This window comes from Enterobacter sp. Sphag1F (genome assembly GCF_014193275.1).
Classification (GTDB): domain Bacteria; phylum Pseudomonadota; class Gammaproteobacteria; order Enterobacterales; family Enterobacteriaceae; genus Pantoea; species Pantoea symbiotica.
In genome coordinates this window covers 108,935-125,546 of record NZ_JACHZD010000004.1, presented here as the reverse complement: position 1 = coordinate 125,546, position 16,612 = coordinate 108,935, and the positions used below count along the sequence as shown (strand labels likewise).

At 55.3% G+C, this 16,612-nt stretch carries 17 protein-coding genes; 13 read left to right on the top strand and 4 right to left on the bottom strand.

What is annotated here, in order from left to right; translation table 11 throughout:
- Positions 1 to 43 precede the first annotated feature (43 nt).
- Positions 44 to 544, top strand: a complete 501-nt coding sequence (locus FHW71_RS14120) for a M48 family metallopeptidase (RefSeq protein ID WP_008103482.1) — start codon at positions 44 to 46, stop codon at positions 542 to 544.
- Here the strand turns inward: FHW71_RS14120 and FHW71_RS14115 are convergent.
- The gene (locus tag FHW71_RS14115) at positions 541 to 2,229 is read right to left on the bottom strand and encodes a chloride channel protein (RefSeq protein ID WP_061720386.1); all 1,689 of its coding nucleotides are present in this window, start codon (positions 2,227 to 2,229) and stop codon (positions 541 to 543) included. The genes FHW71_RS14120 and FHW71_RS14115 overlap by 4 nt on opposite strands.
- Before the next feature lie 139 nt (positions 2,230 to 2,368).
- Between FHW71_RS14115 and FHW71_RS14110 the strand changes: the two genes are divergently transcribed.
- From FHW71_RS14110 to sstT, 3 genes are all read left to right on the top strand, one after another.
- A complete protein-coding gene (locus FHW71_RS14110; protein ID WP_179452286.1) occupies positions 2,369 to 3,355 on the top strand; it encodes a Gfo/Idh/MocA family oxidoreductase in 987 nt (328 codons plus the stop codon).
- Positions 3,356 to 3,613: 258 nt separating this feature from the next.
- Positions 3,614 to 4,585 (top strand): TerC family protein, encoded by a 972-nt coding sequence (locus FHW71_RS14105; protein WP_008103489.1) that lies wholly within the window; start codon positions 3,614 to 3,616, stop codon positions 4,583 to 4,585.
- A 232-nt stretch (positions 4,586 to 4,817) separates the two neighbouring features.
- Entirely contained in the window at positions 4,818 to 6,065 is a 1,248-nt protein-coding gene (sstT, locus tag FHW71_RS14100; protein WP_008103491.1) for a serine/threonine transporter SstT, read from the top strand.
- Positions 6,066 to 6,098: 33 nt separating this feature from the next.
- Here the strand turns inward: sstT and FHW71_RS14095 are convergent, their stop codons facing one another.
- From FHW71_RS14095 to uxaC, 3 genes are read right to left on the bottom strand one after another with little or no spacing between them, the layout of a single operon-like run.
- On the bottom strand, positions 6,099 to 7,589 hold the full coding sequence (locus FHW71_RS14095; protein WP_179452069.1) for an altronate dehydratase family protein: 1,491 nt from the start codon (positions 7,587 to 7,589) through the stop codon (positions 6,099 to 6,101).
- Positions 7,590 to 7,593: 4 nt separating this feature from the next.
- Positions 7,594 to 9,042: a tagaturonate reductase gene (locus tag FHW71_RS14090; RefSeq protein WP_179452285.1), complete on the bottom strand. Its 1,449-nt coding sequence runs from the start codon at positions 9,040 to 9,042 to the stop codon at positions 7,594 to 7,596.
- A gap of 2 nt (positions 9,043 to 9,044) precedes the next feature.
- Entirely contained in the window at positions 9,045 to 10,460 is a 1,416-nt protein-coding gene (uxaC, locus tag FHW71_RS14085) for a glucuronate isomerase (RefSeq protein WP_179452068.1), read from the bottom strand.
- Positions 10,461 to 10,833: 373 nt separating this feature from the next.
- On the opposite strand from uxaC, the gene FHW71_RS14080 reads away from it, so the two are divergent.
- The 9 genes from FHW71_RS14080 to FHW71_RS14040 all read left to right on the top strand — a co-directional run bounded on the left by FHW71_RS14080 (position 10,834) and on the right by FHW71_RS14040 (position 16,562).
- A complete protein-coding gene (locus FHW71_RS14080) occupies positions 10,834 to 12,135 on the top strand; it encodes an MFS transporter (protein WP_179452067.1) in 1,302 nt (433 codons plus the stop codon).
- 88 nt (positions 12,136 to 12,223) lie between these two features.
- Entirely contained in the window at positions 12,224 to 12,997 is a 774-nt protein-coding gene (gene exuR / locus FHW71_RS14075) for a transcriptional regulator ExuR (RefSeq protein WP_008103503.1), read from the top strand.
- A 335-nt stretch (positions 12,998 to 13,332) separates the two neighbouring features.
- Positions 13,333 to 14,010 carry a DedA family protein gene (locus tag FHW71_RS14070; protein ID WP_008103505.1) on the top strand — a complete coding sequence of 226 codons (678 nt, stop codon included), beginning with the start codon at positions 13,333 to 13,335 and terminating at the stop codon, positions 14,008 to 14,010.
- Positions 14,007 to 14,375, top strand: coding sequence for an EnvZ/OmpR regulon moderator MzrA (gene mzrA / locus FHW71_RS14065; protein WP_179452066.1), 369 nt, complete (start codon positions 14,007 to 14,009; stop codon positions 14,373 to 14,375). Before FHW71_RS14070 ends, mzrA begins: the two co-directional genes overlap by 4 nt.
- A gap of 174 nt (positions 14,376 to 14,549) precedes the next feature.
- On the top strand, positions 14,550 to 14,921 hold the full coding sequence (locus FHW71_RS14060) for a DUF1090 domain-containing protein (protein ID WP_152929102.1): 372 nt from the start codon (positions 14,550 to 14,552) through the stop codon (positions 14,919 to 14,921).
- 35 nt (positions 14,922 to 14,956) lie between these two features.
- Positions 14,957 to 15,262 (top strand): YqjD family protein, encoded by a 306-nt coding sequence (locus FHW71_RS14055; protein ID WP_008103512.1) that lies wholly within the window; start codon positions 14,957 to 14,959, stop codon positions 15,260 to 15,262.
- Positions 15,263 to 15,264: 2 nt separating this feature from the next.
- Complete coding sequence (locus tag FHW71_RS14050) at positions 15,265 to 15,663, top strand: phage holin family protein (protein ID WP_175501688.1); 399 nt, start codon at positions 15,265 to 15,267, stop codon at positions 15,661 to 15,663.
- Positions 15,660 to 15,944, top strand: coding sequence for a YqjK-like family protein (locus FHW71_RS14045; protein ID WP_008103516.1), 285 nt, complete (start codon positions 15,660 to 15,662; stop codon positions 15,942 to 15,944). Before FHW71_RS14050 ends, FHW71_RS14045 begins: the two co-directional genes overlap by 4 nt.
- A gap of 207 nt (positions 15,945 to 16,151) precedes the next feature.
- Positions 16,152 to 16,562 (top strand): DoxX family protein, encoded by a 411-nt coding sequence (locus FHW71_RS14040; protein ID WP_008103518.1) that lies wholly within the window; start codon positions 16,152 to 16,154, stop codon positions 16,560 to 16,562.
- Positions 16,563 to 16,612: the final 50 nt, after the last annotated feature.

The following is a 16,612-nucleotide window of genomic DNA, read 5'->3' as shown; positions in this document are numbered from 1 at the left end:
CTAAAAAGGGGGCGCAGTATACTGTCTTTCGCCGGGAATCCCAATGTCATTAATCTATCTGCAGGGTTACCCTGAAAACATCCTCGAGCAGGTTCAGACGCTGATCGAACATGAGCGTTTAGGTTCATTTCTCCAGCAACGCTATCCCGATACGCACAATATCGTCAGCGATCGTGCGCTCTATGATTACACCCAGGCGCTGAAAAACCGCTATATGCGCAGCGCGCCGCCGGTGAGCAAAGTGATTTGGGACAATAAGATCAAAGTGATGAAGCACGCGCTGGGGCTGCATACGGCGATTTCGCGCGTGCAAGGCGGCAATCTCAAAGCCAAAGCGGAGATTCGCATCTCCACTTTCTTCCGCCTCGCACCGGAAGCGTTTTTGCGCATGATCGTGGTGCACGAGCTGGCGCACCTTAAAGAGAAAGAGCACGACAAAGCCTTTTACCAACTCTGCTGCCACATGGAACCGGATTATCATCAGTTGGAGTTTGACGCTCGCTTGTGGATGACCGACCAGGCGATGCGCGGCAACGCGGCTTAAAGAAACTCCTGCGCTTTTTGAATCAAACTGGTTTTGGTCAGTGCGCCCATAAAACGGCGCTCCTGCGGGTTATTCAGCACCGGCAGCCGCTCAAGCGTGACGCGGGCAAAGGCTTCCCAACCTTCACGCATACTTTGATTCTGATAAATGCAGGGAAAGTTATTATCCATCACGCTGCTGACTGGCGAATGCAGCGTGATCTCCTGCGACAGCACCTTGCGTGAGATATCGTGAATCGACACCACACCAAGAAATTGCCCTTCGCTATTAATTACATACACATAACGTTCACGCTTGAGTGAGCTCACCGCCAACGCCTGCCCCACCGACTCTTCCGGCTGCAGCGCTGCGCCGGGAATGATCAGCTGGTCAACGCGCATGTTATCGAAATCATACTTGGCTTCGGAACGACTGAAGTGACTGCTCACCACCGGATAAGTGCTGGACGATTGCAAGCGATAGACCACCATCGACGCCAGCACCGACGCGATCATGATCGGGAACAGCAGGCTACTATTCAGCGTCATCTCTAACACCATCAGCATCGCCATTAACGGTGCCTGACTTACCGCCGCCAGCACCGCCGCCATGCCGATTGCCGCATACAGCAAGGTATTGCCGACCGGTAAATGCAGCATCACGCCCATCTGCGCCAGCGCCACGCCGAGCAGTGCGCCGATCAATAATGAAGGGGTAAACAACCCGCCCACCGCGTTGGAGCCAACCGACAGCGTGGTCGCCAGCGTTTTTAACAGCAGCAATCCCAGCAAACCCATCAGCAGATATTGGCCATCAATGATTTTGACGATCACTTCGTACCCGTTACCGAGAATATCGGTGGAGATCAGCGCCAGAAAACCCACCGCTAATCCACCCGCGCCCAGCCGCAACGGCAGCGAACGCACCCGGCCAAACAGCGCCTTGCTGCGCGCAATGAGTTTTATTAGCAGCCAACCGGCGATGCCAGCGACAAAACCAATCAGCAACGTCATTAGCAAGCTGCTGATATCCATCTGAAACAGCGCTTCGGATAACGGATAAAGCGCGCTGCGGAAACCCAGCGACCACATGGTCATTACCGCCACCGCCGACGAGATAATAAGCGGAATCAAGCGCTGCAGCGCCGAAATGCCAAACGCGATTTCCGCCACAAATATCGCCGACGCCAGCGGCGCGTGATACACCGACGAAAGTCCGGCTGCGGCGGCCATCGCCACGATATCGCTGTTGCGAAGATTGAGCGATTTGGGCAGCCAGCGCCCGATTAAACTGCCGCTCAGCGCCGATAGCTGCACCATCGGCCCCTCTTTACCAATCGACGCGCCGCTGCCGATACTGGCAATCGACGACAGCGCACGGAACAGCGAGGTTTTGGTCGGCACTGCATCAAGCCGCGCGTTGATCACTTCCAGATAATCGGTCTGCACCGTTTCCTGTTTCTCAATCGCCACCGCATAGCGCAGGAAAAAACCGGCGATAACGCCGCCCGCGCCCACCAGCAGCGGCCAAAAGATCCACGGCCAGACATGCATCGCTACGGTGATTTCGTTATCGCTGTTGAACAGCAGGCGGTTAATGACATCGATCACGCCGCGAAAAGCCAGCGTCACCAGCGAGGCCACGCATCCAACGGGGATGGCGATCAGTAATGTGGTCCAGTTCAGAGCATGTTTACTTCCACTCACCCGCGCGTCCCCGCTAAGTCGGTTAAAAAGTTGTGCGGCATCATCATATTGGAATGCGGATCTCAGGATCAAATTTCGCCTGCCTGGCGCTCAGATGAACATGTTACTCTGCCGTTTTACTTTAGCAGGAGAGCAGCACGTGATTCGTTTCGCCATCGTGGGAACCAACTGGATTACCCGCCAGTTTATCGACGCCGCGCATGAAACCGGCAAGATGAAGCTGAGCGGCGTCTACTCGCGTAATCAGCAGCAGGCCGACGCTTTTGTGGTGGATTATCCCTGCAAGCTGACCTTCACCTCACTTGACGAGCTTGCCGCCAGCAGTGAGATTGATGCGGTATATATCGCCAGTCCGAACGCGCTGCACAGTGAGCAGGCGATCCTGTTTATGTCGCACGGCAAGCATGTGATTTGCGAAAAGCCGATGGCATCTAACCTGCGTGAAGCCGAGGCGATGATTGCCTGCGCGCGCCAACATCAAGTTGTGCTGTTCGAAGCCTTTAAAACCGCCAGCCTGCCGACGTTCCTGCAACTGCAAAAAACGCTGCCACAATTGGGTAAACTGCGCAAAGCCCTGATCAACTATTGCCAGTACTCCTCGCGTTATCAACGCTATCTGGATGGCGAGAACCCGAATACCTTTAATCCTCGCTGGTCGAACGGCTCAATCATGGATATCGGCTTTTACTGCCTCGCCGCCGCCGTCACCTTGTGGGGTGCGCCGCAGCAGGTCAAAGCGCAAGCTTCGCTGCTGGAAAGTGGTGTTGATGCGCATGGCGTGGTGGTGCTGGGCTACGGCGATTTTGATGTCACGCTGTTGCACTCAAAGGTCAGTGATTCACTGATCCCGAGTGAGATTCAGGGTGAAGCGGGATCGCTGATAATTGAAAAGATCTCCGAATGCCAGCAGCTGCGCTTTATCCCGCGCGGCGGCGAGAGCCAAAACCTGACGCAGCCGCAGCACATCAACACCATGCTGTATGAAGCCGCAACCTTCGCCAAATTGGTAGAAGCCGGTGAAGTTGAGCATGCGGGGTTAGAAACCTCGCGCATTACGGCGCAACTGCTCACGGAAATTCGCCGCCAGACCGGCGTGGTATTCCCGGCAGATCAGGCTGAAGTGTAAATATTGCAAAACATTTCTGGACCCCTCTTGAAAGCGATTATCGAACTCCGTATGTTGAGCGCTGCAAAGGGGAGTAACTTCTACGCTGACTGATCGTCATTACGATGCGCTACGCATCCGGTCGTCAGGCAACCCGGAATCCATTCTGAGTTGTAAGTGAGACCTTGCCGGAAGGCGAGGTTTGCTTGCAGCACGATCAAAGCGGCTGACGTCTTCTGACTTCAGCCGCTTTTTTTATTTCTGGAAAAGGATACGACTATGCACTCAGTTGGCACACCGCTACTTTGGGGCAGCTTTGCTGTCGTGGTGCTCATCATGCTGGCGATCGACCTGCTGTTACAGGGCCGACGCGGCGCACAAACCATGTCATTCAAACAAGCAGCGGTCTGGTCGCTGATTTGGGTCTCCGTTTCACTGCTGTTCAGCGCTGCCTTCTGGTGGTATCTCGACGGCACCGCCGGGCGCGAAGTCGCCACCGCGCAAACTCTCGCTTTCCTCACCGGCTACGTTTTAGAGAAAGCGCTGGCGGTTGATAACGTCTTTGTCTGGCTGATGCTGTTTAGCTACTTCGCTGTGCCGGCGAATCTACAGCGTCGCGTGCTGATTTATGGTGTATTGGGCGCGATTGTGCTGCGTACCATTATGATCTTCGCTGGCAGCTATTTGGTTACCCAGTTCAGCTGGATTCTGTACGTATTTGGTGCCTTCCTGCTGTTCACCGGCCTGAAAATGGCGCTGGCGAAAGAAGAAGATGACAGCACGGTTGGCGACAAGCCGGTAGTGCGCTGGCTGCGCAAGCATCTGCGTATGACCGATAGCCTGGACGGTGAGAAGTTCTTCACCCGCAAAAACGGCGTGCTGTTTGCTACGCCGCTGCTGCTGGTGCTGATCATGGTTGAACTGAGCGATGTGATTTTCGCTGTGGACAGTATTCCCGCCATCTTCGCGGTGACCACCGATCCGTTCATTGTGCTGACTTCAAACCTGTTCGCGATTCTCGGCCTGCGCGCCATGTACTTCCTACTGGCTAACGTGGCAGAGCGCTTCTCGATGCTGAAATATGGTCTGGCGATTGTGCTGGTGTTTATCGGTATCAAAATGCTGATCGTCGAGTTCTATCACATTCCCGTCGGCATCTCGCTGACGGTGGTGGGCGTGATTCTCGGCGGTACTCTACTGATCAACGCCTGGGTGAACCACAGAAACGACCAGAAGAAGATCTCACCATAATCTTCTGCAGGGGCGCTAATCGCCCCTGCTTTGTTTCGCCAGTGGCAACCTTCGCCTTTTATATATCTGTCACACTTCCCATCATCAGCAGATCAAAAAACCGATCTGCCGCGCATGCACAGAATTATCTCTTTCCTCATAGGCTCTTTTCCTTATACTCCGCCGGGCAAACCGTTGTGCGTGGTGGAACCGCGCACAATACTCATGACCGCAAATATAAAAAGACTGTGATATGCAAAACAACTTTATTGGACGTCTGGGCGCGCTGTTCGCAGGAAGCCTGGTAAAACAAATCATGATCGGCCTGGTGGCGGGCGTGGCGCTGGCGTGGTTCTCACGTGATGCCGCACTGGCCGTTGGCTTGCTGGGCGAGCTGTTCGTGCGTGCGCTGAAAGCCGTCGCGCCGCTGCTGGTTCTGGTGCTGGTGATCTCCTCGATCGCCAACCATCAGCAGGGACAGAAAACCAATATCCGCCCGATAATCATGCTGTATCTGCTCAGCACGTTCTTTGCTGCGGTTGTGGCAGTGATCTTCAGCCATCTGTTCCCTCAGACGCTGTCGATGAACGTCGGTGCCACGCAAATTACGCCGCCGTCGGGCATTGCCGAAGTGCTGCACGGTTTGCTGATGAGCATGGTGTCGAACCCGATTGAAGCGCTGATGAACGCCAACTACATCGGCATTCTGGTGTGGGCGCTGGGATTGGGCCTGGCGTTTCGTCATGCCAGCCCAAGCAGCAAAGCGTTTCTTAATGACGCGTCAAATGCCGCGACCTGGGTGGTGCGCTGCGTGATCCGTTGTGCGCCGCTGGGGATTTTTGGCCTGGTAGCTTCCATCCTTGCCTCAACCGGTTTTGATGCGCTGTGGGAATACGCCAATCTGCTCACGCTGCTGCTCGGCTGCATGCTGATTATGGCGCTGGTGATTAACCCGATGCTGGTGTTCCAGAAGATCCGCCGCAACCCTTATCCTCTGGTATTTACCTGCATGCGTGAAAGTGGCGTCACCGCATTCTTCACCCGCAGTTCAGCGGCCAATATCCCGGTGAATATGGCATTGGCGAAGCGCCTCAATCTGGATGAGGACACTTATTCCGTGTCGATCCCGCTGGGCGCCACCATCAGCATGGCCGGTGCTTCGATCACCATCACCGTGTTGACGCTGGCTGCGGTACATACGCTGGGTATTTCGGTGGATGTTCCAACCGCGATTCTGTTGAGTCTGGTGGCGTCGCTTTGTGCCTGTGGCGCATCCGGCGTGGCCGGCGGTTCGCTGCTGCTGATCCCGGTAGCCTGCAACATGTTTGGTATTCCGAATGATTTGGCGATGCAGGTAGTGGCGGTGGGCTTCATTATTGGCGTGCTGCAGGATTCCGCCGAGACCGCGCTGAACTCCTCGACGGATATTCTGTTTACCGCCGCCGTATGCCAGGCCGAAGCCGAGCGCGAGCCGCGTCGTACGGTGTCAGAATCGGAATAATTGCTCCAGGTCGCCATTCATGGCGACCTGGTTCTACAACGTCACTCCGCTTTTAAAGATGGCTAACTCGCGGAAATCATTGGTTTCATTGCGCGCCGGTTGGCCATTGGCAATCGCCACAATCATATCGACGAAGTCCTCCAGCATCGCCGCCATACTCATCCCTTCAATCAAACGTCCGGCATTAAAATCGATCCAGTGCGGCTTCTTCTCGGCGAGCTGCGTGTTGGTGGCGATTTTCACCGTCGGCACAAAACCGCCATACGGCGTGCCGCGTCCGGTGGTAAACAGCACCATGTGACATCCCGCGCCTGCCAGCGCGCTGGTGGCCACCGCATCGTTTCCCGGCGCACTTAGCAGATTGAGTCCCGGCGTATGCAAGCGCTCACCGTACTTCAGCACATCCACCACCTGACTTTGTCCGGCCTTCTGCGTACAGCCAAGCGACTTCTCTTCCAGCGTGGTGATGCCGCCGGCTTTGTTGCCGGGTGAGGGATTCTCGTAAATCGGCTGCTGGTGATCGATAAAGTAGCGCTTGAAGTCGTTAATCATCGCCACAGTTTTTTCAAAGGTGGCTTCATTGCGGCAGCGACTCATCAGGATACGCTCTGCGCCGAACATCTCCGGCACTTCGGTCAGCACAGTGGTGCCGCCGTTGGCAATCATCTGGTCGGAGAAACAGCCCAGCATGGGATTGGCGGTGATGCCGGAGAAACCATCCGAACCGCCGCACTCCAGACCAAACTTCAGCTCGCTGAGTTTGCCCGGCTGACGCTGATCTTCGCGCATGGCACGATAGAGTTCGTGCAGGCGCTCCAGCCCCGCTTCCACTTCATCATCCTGCTTCTGACACTCCATGAACTGCACGCGGTCGCTATCGAAACCACCAAGCGTTTCACGGAACACATCGACCTGATTGTTCTCGCAGCCAAGGCCAATCACCAGCACCGCGCCAGCATTGGGATGGCGCACCATATTTTGCAGCATGGTGCGGGTGTTCTCGTGATCTTGTCCAAGCTGCGAACAACCAAACGGATGGCTGAACAGATGCACGCCATCAATGCCTTCGGCGTCATTGGTCTCTTTCATAAAGCGCGTCAGGATTTGCCGTGCGATGCCATTCACGCAGCCGACAGTGGGCAGAATCCATAACTCATTACGGATGCCCACTTCACCACTGGCGCGGCGGTAGATCTGCACGTCGCGGTCGCCTGCTTGCGGCGGCAGTTCGAGAAAATCGGGTTGATAGTCGTACTCATCCAAGTCGCTCAAATTGGTGCGCGCATTGCTGGAGTGGATGATCTCACCGGCCGCAATCGGCTGAGTGGCGTGCGCGATCGGCAAACCGTATTTGATCACCAGCGCGTCAGTCGCTAAAGGCTGCAACGCAAATTTATGCCCGCGCCCAACCTCCTGCTGCAAGGTGATCGTCTGTTGATTGATTTCGACCTGGGTATTGGCTGGCAAATCGCGCAACGCCACAGCAACGTTGTCGCGTGAATGTATTCTAATGGCATCTTGCATAGCGTTATCTCAGTTGTGTCAACGCCGTCCGCATCCCGTGGACGATGATGTTTTGCAGGTGTTGGCTAACCGCGGCAACTAACCCGGGCCGCTGAGTGAGATCTTCGCCCCAGTGATTGGCATCGCTGAGTACCGCGCGTACCAACTGTTCCGGAGTCTGTTTATCGTTATTTACCGCTGGCCACAGCTCAGCAAAACGCTGCAGCCAGTGTTCGTCGTCCTGCAGCGGCCAGTGACGCTCGCCCTCTGCACCGCGATAAAAGGCCAGCAGCGCGGCAAAGGCGAAAGTCAGGCGCACAGGCCATTGACCGTTTTGCTGCTGCGACATCAGCAGTTGCGGCAGCAAACGGGTGCGGAATTTAGTCATGCCGTTGAGGGCGATGGAGAGTAACGCATGGCGAATAAAGGGATTACGGAAGCGACGCTGCACCGCGTCGGCAAAGGCGCGCAGCTCATCGCGTGGCAGATCCAATGTTGGGATCACCTCGTCACGCAGCAGCGCATCGACAAAACCGGCCATCTGCGCGTCATCCATCGCTTCTCCCACGCTCTCCAGCCCGGCCTGAAACGCCACCGGCACCAGCGCGGTGTGTGCGCCGTTGAGGATCGCCACCTTTTGCGCTTTGTACGGCGTGATGTCGTCCACCAGCTTCACTTCCGGTGCCAGCGCGTGCAGCTGGAGTTCCTGCGCCAATGCGTCCGGCCCCTGAATCACAAACTGGTAATAGACTTCGCCCGCCACCAGATAGCGATCTTCATAGCCCAATGAAGCTTCGATCGCCGCGCTATCCGCCGGATATCCGGTGACAATGCGGTCCACCAGCGTGTTGTAGAACGCGCAGTGATCCTGTACCCAGCGGGCAAACTCCGGCGGCAGCTGCCAATGCTGGCTGTAGCGCAGCACCAGCTCACGCAGCGTGTCGCCGTTGTAATCGATCAGTTCACAGGGCACCACCAGCCAGCCTTTATCACTGGCGCCGGCAAAATGGTTGAAGCGCGCCCACAGCAGCTGCGTCAGCTTGCCGGGGAAGGACGAGGCGGGCGTATCGTCCAGCCGATCCTGCTCTGCGAAGGCAATGCCCGCTTCCGTGGTATTGGAGAAAACAAAACGCATCTGTGGCGCGCGTGCCAGCGCGAGAAATTCGTCAAACTGTTGATACGGCTGGATTTCACGATTCACGCTGCGGATCAGGCGGGCTTCACTCACCTGCTCGCCCGCCGTATTTAGCCCGCGAATCAGCGTGGTGTACAAGCCATCTTGCTGATTAAGCGTCTCTTCCACCACGCGATTGCGCGGCCGCACCACCACCACGCCCGCATCGGTGTCTTGATGTTGATTAAGCCAGTCGAGCTGCCAGTCGATAAAAGCGCGCAGGAAATTGCCTTCACCAAACTGGATAACCCGTTCGCTATAGTGCGCGCCGGGAAAGTCGTGACGATTGAGTCGCTGCATCATCAGGCTCCCAGCTCAATGCCGAAGTAATCGCGCGCATTGTTGAAACTGATGTTCTGTACCATCTGCCCCAACAACGCTTCGTCGGCAGGCGCTTCGCCCCGCTCCACCCAATTGCCGATCATCTGGCACAACAGACGACGGAAATATTCGTGGCGCGTGTAGGAGAGGAAGCTGCGGCTATCAGTCAGCATGCCGACAAAGCGGCTCAGCAGGCCGATTTGCGCCAGCTGTGTCATCTGCCGCTGCATGCCATCCAATTGATCGTTGAACCACCACGCCGAACCAAATTGCATCTTGCCCGGTTCGCCTTCACCCTGGAAATTGCCCGCCATAGTCGCCAGCACTTCGTTATCGCGCGGGTTGAGGCAGTAAAGGATGGTTTTAGGCAGCGCGTTATTGCGGTTTTGCGCATCCAGCAGGCGCGCCAGCGGTATCGCCAGCGGCGCATCATTAATCGAATCGAAACCAACATCCGGGCCGAGGATATCGAACTGGCGGCGATTGGCGTTGCGTAGCGCGCCAATGTGATACTGCTGCGCCCAGCCACGGCGCGCGTATTCGCTGCCGAGCCACACCAGTACGGCAGTTTTGAATTGGGCTGTCTCTTCAGCGGAAGGCGCTGCGCCTTGCAGTCGACGCGCCAGAATGCCGTCCAGCGTGGCTTCATCCGCTTCCGCAAACAGCACCACATCCAGCGCGTGATCGGAGATTTTGCAGCCATGCGCGGCGAAGTGATCGAGCCGCTGGCTTAAGGCGCGGCGCAGATCGTCAAAGCGCAGCACGCTGACATCCGCCACCTGCTCTAAGCGCTGAATCCATGGCACGAAGCTCTCCAGCTCAATATTGAAGGCTTTGTCCGGACGCCAGCTCGGCAGCACTTTGACGTCGAAACTGTTGTCCTGCGCCAGCTTGCGGTGATGCTGTAAGTCATCGAGCGGATCGTCGGTAGTGCCGACCATTTTCACCTTCATCTGCTGCATGATGCCGCGCGCGCTGAATGCATCCTGCGCCAGCAATTCATTGCACTGCTGCCAGATACGTTCCGCGCTCTGTTCGTTCAACAGCACATCGGTGATGCCAAAAGGTCGACGCAATTCGAGATGCGTCCAGTGATAGAGCGGATTGCCGATGGTATGCGGCACGGTGCGCGCCCAGGCATTAAATTTCTCACGGTCGCTGGCATCGCCGGTACACAACGCTTCCGGCACGCCATTAGCGCGCATCGCACGCCATTTGTAATGATCGCCTTTGAGCCAGATGTCATAGAGATTGGTGAAGCGGTAGTTATCGGCAATCTGCTGCGGCGGTAAGTGACAGTGATAGTCGAAAATCGGCTGGTCTTTGGCGTAGTCATGGTACAGACGACGGGCGAACTCGGTGTCGAGTAGAAAATCCTCACTCATAAAACGCGACATACCTGCTTCCTCATTTTGTAGCCAGATGGCTTTTAACTAAAAGTTATCATACCAATTTAGACGAACGGCAAAATTGTTTGCGATCCGACTCACAATAATGACAGTTTCACTGTGGATATATGGACGATTCTGTTGTGGATGTTGCGTTAAATGGCTGTTTTAACGATCTTTCGCTCTAACACACACGCGCCGCAAGGTTTATGTGATGGCATTCAACTTTTGAAGCTGTATAACAAGTTAACCTCTCGCTCCGTTGCTAACGGGATTAATGGCACAGGCAAGGAACTGCGGGAGTGAGCAGCGCTGTTCACATCTTCCCGCTCCAGATAACTACAGCGGTAAAACCGCAACGACAGACTGGACGAGGTTAATAATGCGTAAGATCAAAGGGCTACGCTGGTACATGATTGGGCTGGTGACGCTGGGCACGGTGCTCGGCTACCTGACGCGCAATACCATTGCCGTTGCGGCGCCCACGCTGGAAACGCAGTTGGGTATCACCACGCAACAATATTCCTATATCGTCGCCGCCTACTCGGCGTGCTACACCATCATGCAGCCGGTGGCCGGTTATGTGCTGGACATGCTCGGCACCAAAATCGGTTATGCGGTGTTTGCCGTGCTGTGGGCGATCTTCTGTGCCGCAACCGCAATGGCGGGCAGCTGGGGCGGCTTTGCGCTGGCGCGCGGTGCGGTTGGCGCCGCCGAAGCGGCGATGATTCCGGCAGGCCTGAAAGCCAGTAGCGAATGGTTCCCCGCCAAAGAGCGTTCGGTGGCGGTGGGCTATTTCAACGTGGGATCGTCGATTGGCGCGATGCTGGCACCGCCGCTAGTGGTGTGGGCGATTATGGCGCACAGCTGGCAAATGGCGTTCATTATTACCGGCGTGCTGAGCATGGTGTGGGCCATCTGCTGGCTGGTGTTTTACAAACATCCCAAACAGCAAACCAAGCTGAGCGATGAGGAGCGTCACTACATTATTGCCGGCCAGGAATTGCAGCATCAAACCGGTAATAACAAGAAGATGTCGGCGCGCCAGATCCTGCGCAATCGTCAGTTCTGGGGCATTGCGCTGCCGCGTTTCCTCGCCGAACCGGCGTGGGGAACCTTCAACGCTTGGATTCCGTTGTTTATGTTCAAAGTGTACGGCTTCAACCTGAAAGAGATCGCCATGTTTGCCTGGATGCCGATGCTGTTCGCCGACCTCGGATGCATTGTCGGTGGTTACTTGCCGCCGCTGTTCCAGCGCTGGTTTGGCGTCAATCTTATCGTCTCGCGCAAACTGGTGGTCACCATGGGCGCAGTGTTGATGATTGCGCCAGGCACCATCGGTTTGTTCACCAGTCCGTATGTCGCGATTGGACTGCTGTGCGTCGGCGGTTTTGCCCATCAGGCGCTTTCTGGTGCGCTGATCACGCTCTCTTCGGATGTGTTTGGCCGTAACGAAGTGGCTACCGCCAATGGCTTAACCGGCATGGCGGCCTGGACGGCGAGCACCATGTTTGCGTTGGTGGTCGGGGCGCTGGCCGATACGCTGGGCTTCAGCCCGCTGTTCGCGGCGCTGGCGGTGTTTGATCTGTTAGGCGCGGTGGTTATCTGGACGGTCCTGAAAAACCAGCCGGTTTCTGAACTCGACGATCAACCCTCAGTGCAGTCCGCTGCGGTACGCACCTAACCTCATCGGGCTGGCATCCGCCAGCCCATTTCCTCTGTGCGGCTGAAGTGGTATAACAACTCAACTTTCTCCCACAGCGGACCGCGCAATGGACCTGACCGAATCACGACGCCTCTATCAACAGCTCGCCAGTGAACTCAAACGCCGCATTGAAGCCGCCGATTACCGGGTTGGCGACAAGCTGCCTGCCGAACGTCTTATTGCGGAAGAGATGCAGGTGAGCCGTACCGTGGTGCGTGAAGCGATCATCATGCTGGAAGTGGAAGGTTACGTGGAGGTGCGGAAAGGTTCCGGCATTCACGTGATCAGCAGCCAGCAGCAGAACCGCGTGGTGACGTCCAGCCAACTTGAGTTTGCCAATTTCGGTCCCTTCGAGTTACTGCAAGCGCGCCAGCTGATTGAAAGCAACGTGGCTGAATTTGCCGCCACGCAGGTAACGCGTCAGGACATCGTGGCATTGATGGCGATTCAGGAGAAAGCGCGTCAGGAAGATCATTCGCGCGATTCTGCGTGGGATATGGAGTTTCACGTGCGCATCGCACAATCGACGCAGAACAGCGCCTTAGCGGCTATTGTCGAGAAGATGTGGCTACATCGTCTGCACAATCCTTACTGGCTGAAGCTGCACGAACACATTGATGCCAAAAATATCACCAGCTGGTGTGACGATCACGACCAGATCCTCAAAGCCCTGATCCGCAAAGATCCCGCCGCCAGTAAGCTGGCAATGTGGCAACATCTGGAAAATACTAAGCAGATGCTGTTTAACGCCACCACCGACGATTTTGAATTTAACGTCGACCGTTACATGTTTGCTGAAAATCCGGTCATCCTGCCTGAAGGTAGCGAAAACCCACGCTGATCCTGCTTATTTTTCAGCCGTTTTGTTGCCGAAAAAGTCAGTTAGTCTGCAATAGTGTCAGCTCATGTAAAGCTCCTTTGGACCACCTGCGTCTAAAGGTAAAACTCCTGTGCGGCAGGCACTTTCCCCTGTCTGGATAACGTTATTTTTGTTACAGTTATCGCCCTTTTATTACCCTTTGCGACAGGGCTTTTATAAAGTCGCTGATTTAACAATCAATTCTGGAAGGATCCGGAAACTCCTGCTCAGGCTGCTTATCTAAAATGTATAACCAACGCCAGTCTGCGCCTAAGCCCCTCACGGGCACGTTTAACAATGATGTTCAGGAATGATTGATGGATATTTTGCAAGCATTGCTGCATGCCTTATGGCAGCAGGATTACGAAATGCTCTCCGACCCGACGCTGGTTTGGGCCATTTATGGCGTGCTGTTCATGATTCTGTTTCTGGAAAATGGACTGCTGCCCGCCGCGTTTTTGCCCGGCGATAGTTTACTGATTCTGGTGGGTGTGCTGATTGCTAAAGGCACCATGGGTTTCCCGCTGACACTGCTGATTCTGACCACCGGCGCCAGCCTTGGCTGCTGGGTAAGCTACATTCAGGGCCGCTGGCTTGGTAATACGCCTACCGTGCAAAAATGGTTATCGCACCTGCCTGCGCAATATCATCAACGCGCCCACCGACTGTTCCATCGCCATGGCCTGTCTGCGTTGCTGGTGGGTCGCTTTATTGCCTTCGTCCGCACCTTGCTCCCGACCATCGCCGGGCTTTCTGGCCTGAGTAATGCGCGCTTTCAGTTCTTCAACTGGGTAAGTGGCTTCCTGTGGGTGCTGATCCTTACCGTGCTGGGCTTCGCGCTGGGCAAAACCCCGATTTTTCGTCGTTACGAAGATGAGCTGATGTTGTGCCTGATGCTGCTGCCGTTGGTGCTGCTGGTGATTGGCCTGGTCGGTTCTTTAGTGGTGATTTGGCGCAAACGTCAGTCGACGCGTAACGGGAATTCACAGTCATGATCAAACTCCGTGGATTCCCAAGGCGTTTACTGCCTTGGGCGCTGGGTGGCGCGTTGGCGCTACTGGCGATTTGCTTCGTTCCGACTCTGATGCAGCATGAAACCGTGGTGCAAATTCGTGTCGCCAACAGCGGCACCAATCTGCCCGATGGTTTTTATCTCTATCAGCAACTTTCCGCACAGGGCGTGCGTATCAAAAGTATTACGCCTTCAGGCGATGCGCTGGTGATTCATTTTGAGAATGAAGAGCAGAGCCTCGCGGCGCAGAAAGTGTTGAAGCGCCTGTTGCCACAAGGCTTTGTCGTTGCCGCTGGCCCGCAGGCTTCGCAGCAATATCCCGACGCTAATCGCCCCACTTACAGCTAAATTTCACCGCCTGACGTTAAGCCAGGCGGTGAGCTAATCCTCGCTATCCCCGCGTCTTCTTTGAATTTTTTCGTCTGCTGTCTATCCTTAGAGGTAGCGTAAGCCTAAGACATGCTGGGAAGCCTCTCTTGTCTGCTCTCAGGCAGGTCATCAACAATGGAAGGTCACAACCTGATGAAACATCAATTACTGCTAGGTGCTATTCTTTTTTCACTCTCGGGTTCGCTGCTGGCGGCTGAATCGCTCTGCCAACAAAAAGAGCAGGATATTCAGCGCGAGATCGATATGGCGAAACAGCACGACAACCAGCGCCGCGTCACCGGGCTGGAGCGCGCGTTGACCGAAGTTCGCGCAGGCTGCACCGATGAGAAGCTGAAATCCGCACACAGTGAACGTATCGCTGAGCAGAAGCACAAAATCGCCGAACGTGAGCGTGAGCTGAAAGAAGAGCGTCAGGATGGCGACAAGGACAAAATTGAGAAGCGCGAACGTAAGCTGGAAGAGGCGCAGCACGAACTGAAAAAGCTTGAAGCTGAACCTTATTAATCGGACTTAACTAAATGCTGTAAAAGGAGATTTCCATGGCTAAAGAATCAACATCTGAACATCTGCGCGCTGAATTGAAAAATCTGGCTGATACCCTGGAAGAAGTGCTGAGCAGCTCAGCAGATAAATCCAAAGGTGAGCTGGATAAGCTGCGTCATAAAGCGCGCGGCGCTATTGAAAGCTCCCGTGAACGTCTCGGCGATTCCGGCGAACGTATTGCACAAACAACGCGTGAAGCGGCGGAGAAAGCGGACGAATACGTGCGTGATAATCCGTGGCACGGCGTGGGTATTGGTGCAGCGGTAGGTATTCTCATCGGCATTTTAATCTCACGGCGTTAATGATGAGTGATAGTCAGCAAAGCCACGGCCCCGGCAAAGGGGTCTTTAACATCGGTCAACGGATAGTTACCACGCTGGTCAGCATGGTTGAGACGCGTGTCCGACTGGCGATTGTGGAACTGGAAGAGGAAAAGGCAAACCTGATTCAGATGCTGATGATGGTTGGCCTTACCATGCTGTTTACCGCTTTCGGTCTTATGAGCCTGATGGTGCTGATCATCTGGGCGGTGGATGCACAATATCGTCTGATGGCGATTGCGATTACCACTGCGGTACTGTTTGCGCTGGCGCTGATCTTCGGTTTGTGGACGTTGTACAAATCGCGTCAGTCAACGTTACTGCGCCATACGCGTAAAGAGCTGGATACCGATCGCAAACTGCTGGAGGAGCATCGCTCATGAGCCGCCGCGAACGTGAAGCACGCATTCACGAACTGCTCAATCAGGTGCAGCAGCAGCGGCTTGATCTCAGCGCCGACAGCCGCGATTGGCTGACCAGCACCGCGCAGTACGATCGCGGTTGGTTAACCATCATCGGCATGCGTCGTTATCTGGCGATTGGCAGCAGCGCATTGGCCATTTGGTCGATTCGCAGCCCCAATCGTCTGCTGCGCTGGGCCAAGCGTGGTTTCGGCGTCTGGAGCACCTGGCGCATGATCAAATCAACCTTGAATACCCGCTAATTCCTCTCTCTAAAACCGGATCTAGTCGATTCGGTTTCGCTCTCCTCAAATTTACTGAATAACATTGACAGTTTATCTCGCTTACAACTCTTTCAACCTGCGATTATCATCTCCCTCCATCAGCCCACTGAACTGAAACAACCGGTTCAAGGGGATTCAAAACCCGCAGGCCAACAACCTGCAACAAAAACCTTGTTGGAGTAGATGATGAAAAAATTCGAAGACTCAGGCCTGCTGGTAGCACGCGTATTAATGACCATTCTGTTTATCACCGCAGGCTGGGGCAAAATCACTGGCTACGCCGGTACCGCACAATACATGCAGGCGATGGGCGTCCCAGGCTTCCTGCTGCCGCTGGTTATTCTGCTGGAGTTCGGCGGCGGTCTGGCGATTCTGTTCGGTTTCCTTACGCGCTTTACCGCACTGTTCACCGCTGGCTTTACCCTGCTGACCGCGTTCCTGTTCCACAGCAACTTCGCGGAAGGTGTTAACCAGCTGATGTTCATGAAAAACCTCTCCATCGCCGGTGGTTTCCTGGTATTGGGTCTGGTTGGTCCAGGCGCTTACAGCATCGACCGTCTGATTCGTCAGCGCGTTCAGCCAGCGACCGCACGTTAAGCAGCATAAGCGTTAGAGAACACATATACTGAATCAGAGGGGCGGGGATT

Excerpts from the sequence above, each read along its gene's own strand:
- mzrA (WP_179452066.1), top strand. The coding sequence starts at position 14,007 with ATGATCAAACTCCGTGGATTCCCAAGGCGTTTACTGCCTTGGGCGCTG.
- uxaC (WP_179452068.1), bottom strand. The coding sequence starts at position 10,460 with ATGTCGCGTTTTATGAGTGAGGATTTTCTACTCGACACCGAGTTCGCC.
- FHW71_RS14040 (WP_008103518.1), top strand. The coding sequence starts at position 16,152 with ATGAAAAAATTCGAAGACTCAGGCCTGCTGGTAGCACGCGTATTAATG.
- sstT (WP_008103491.1), top strand. The coding sequence starts at position 4,818 with ATGCAAAACAACTTTATTGGACGTCTGGGCGCGCTGTTCGCAGGAAGC.
- FHW71_RS14070 (WP_008103505.1), top strand. The coding sequence starts at position 13,333 with ATGGATATTTTGCAAGCATTGCTGCATGCCTTATGGCAGCAGGATTAC.
- FHW71_RS14080 (WP_179452067.1), top strand. The coding sequence starts at position 10,834 with ATGCGTAAGATCAAAGGGCTACGCTGGTACATGATTGGGCTGGTGACG.
- FHW71_RS14045 (WP_008103516.1), top strand. The coding sequence starts at position 15,660 with ATGAGCCGCCGCGAACGTGAAGCACGCATTCACGAACTGCTCAATCAG.
- FHW71_RS14090 (WP_179452285.1), bottom strand. The coding sequence starts at position 9,042 with ATGCAGCGACTCAATCGTCACGACTTTCCCGGCGCGCACTATAGCGAA.
- FHW71_RS14095 (WP_179452069.1), bottom strand. The coding sequence starts at position 7,589 with ATGCAAGATGCCATTAGAATACATTCACGCGACAACGTTGCTGTGGCG.
- FHW71_RS14105 (WP_008103489.1), top strand. The coding sequence starts at position 3,614 with ATGCACTCAGTTGGCACACCGCTACTTTGGGGCAGCTTTGCTGTCGTG.
- FHW71_RS14055 (WP_008103512.1), top strand. The coding sequence starts at position 14,957 with ATGGCTAAAGAATCAACATCTGAACATCTGCGCGCTGAATTGAAAAAT.
- FHW71_RS14120 (WP_008103482.1), top strand. The coding sequence starts at position 44 with ATGTCATTAATCTATCTGCAGGGTTACCCTGAAAACATCCTCGAGCAG.
- exuR (WP_008103503.1), top strand. The coding sequence starts at position 12,224 with ATGGACCTGACCGAATCACGACGCCTCTATCAACAGCTCGCCAGTGAA.
- FHW71_RS14050 (WP_175501688.1), top strand. The coding sequence starts at position 15,265 with ATGAGTGATAGTCAGCAAAGCCACGGCCCCGGCAAAGGGGTCTTTAAC.
- FHW71_RS14060 (WP_152929102.1), top strand. The coding sequence starts at position 14,550 with ATGAAACATCAATTACTGCTAGGTGCTATTCTTTTTTCACTCTCGGGT.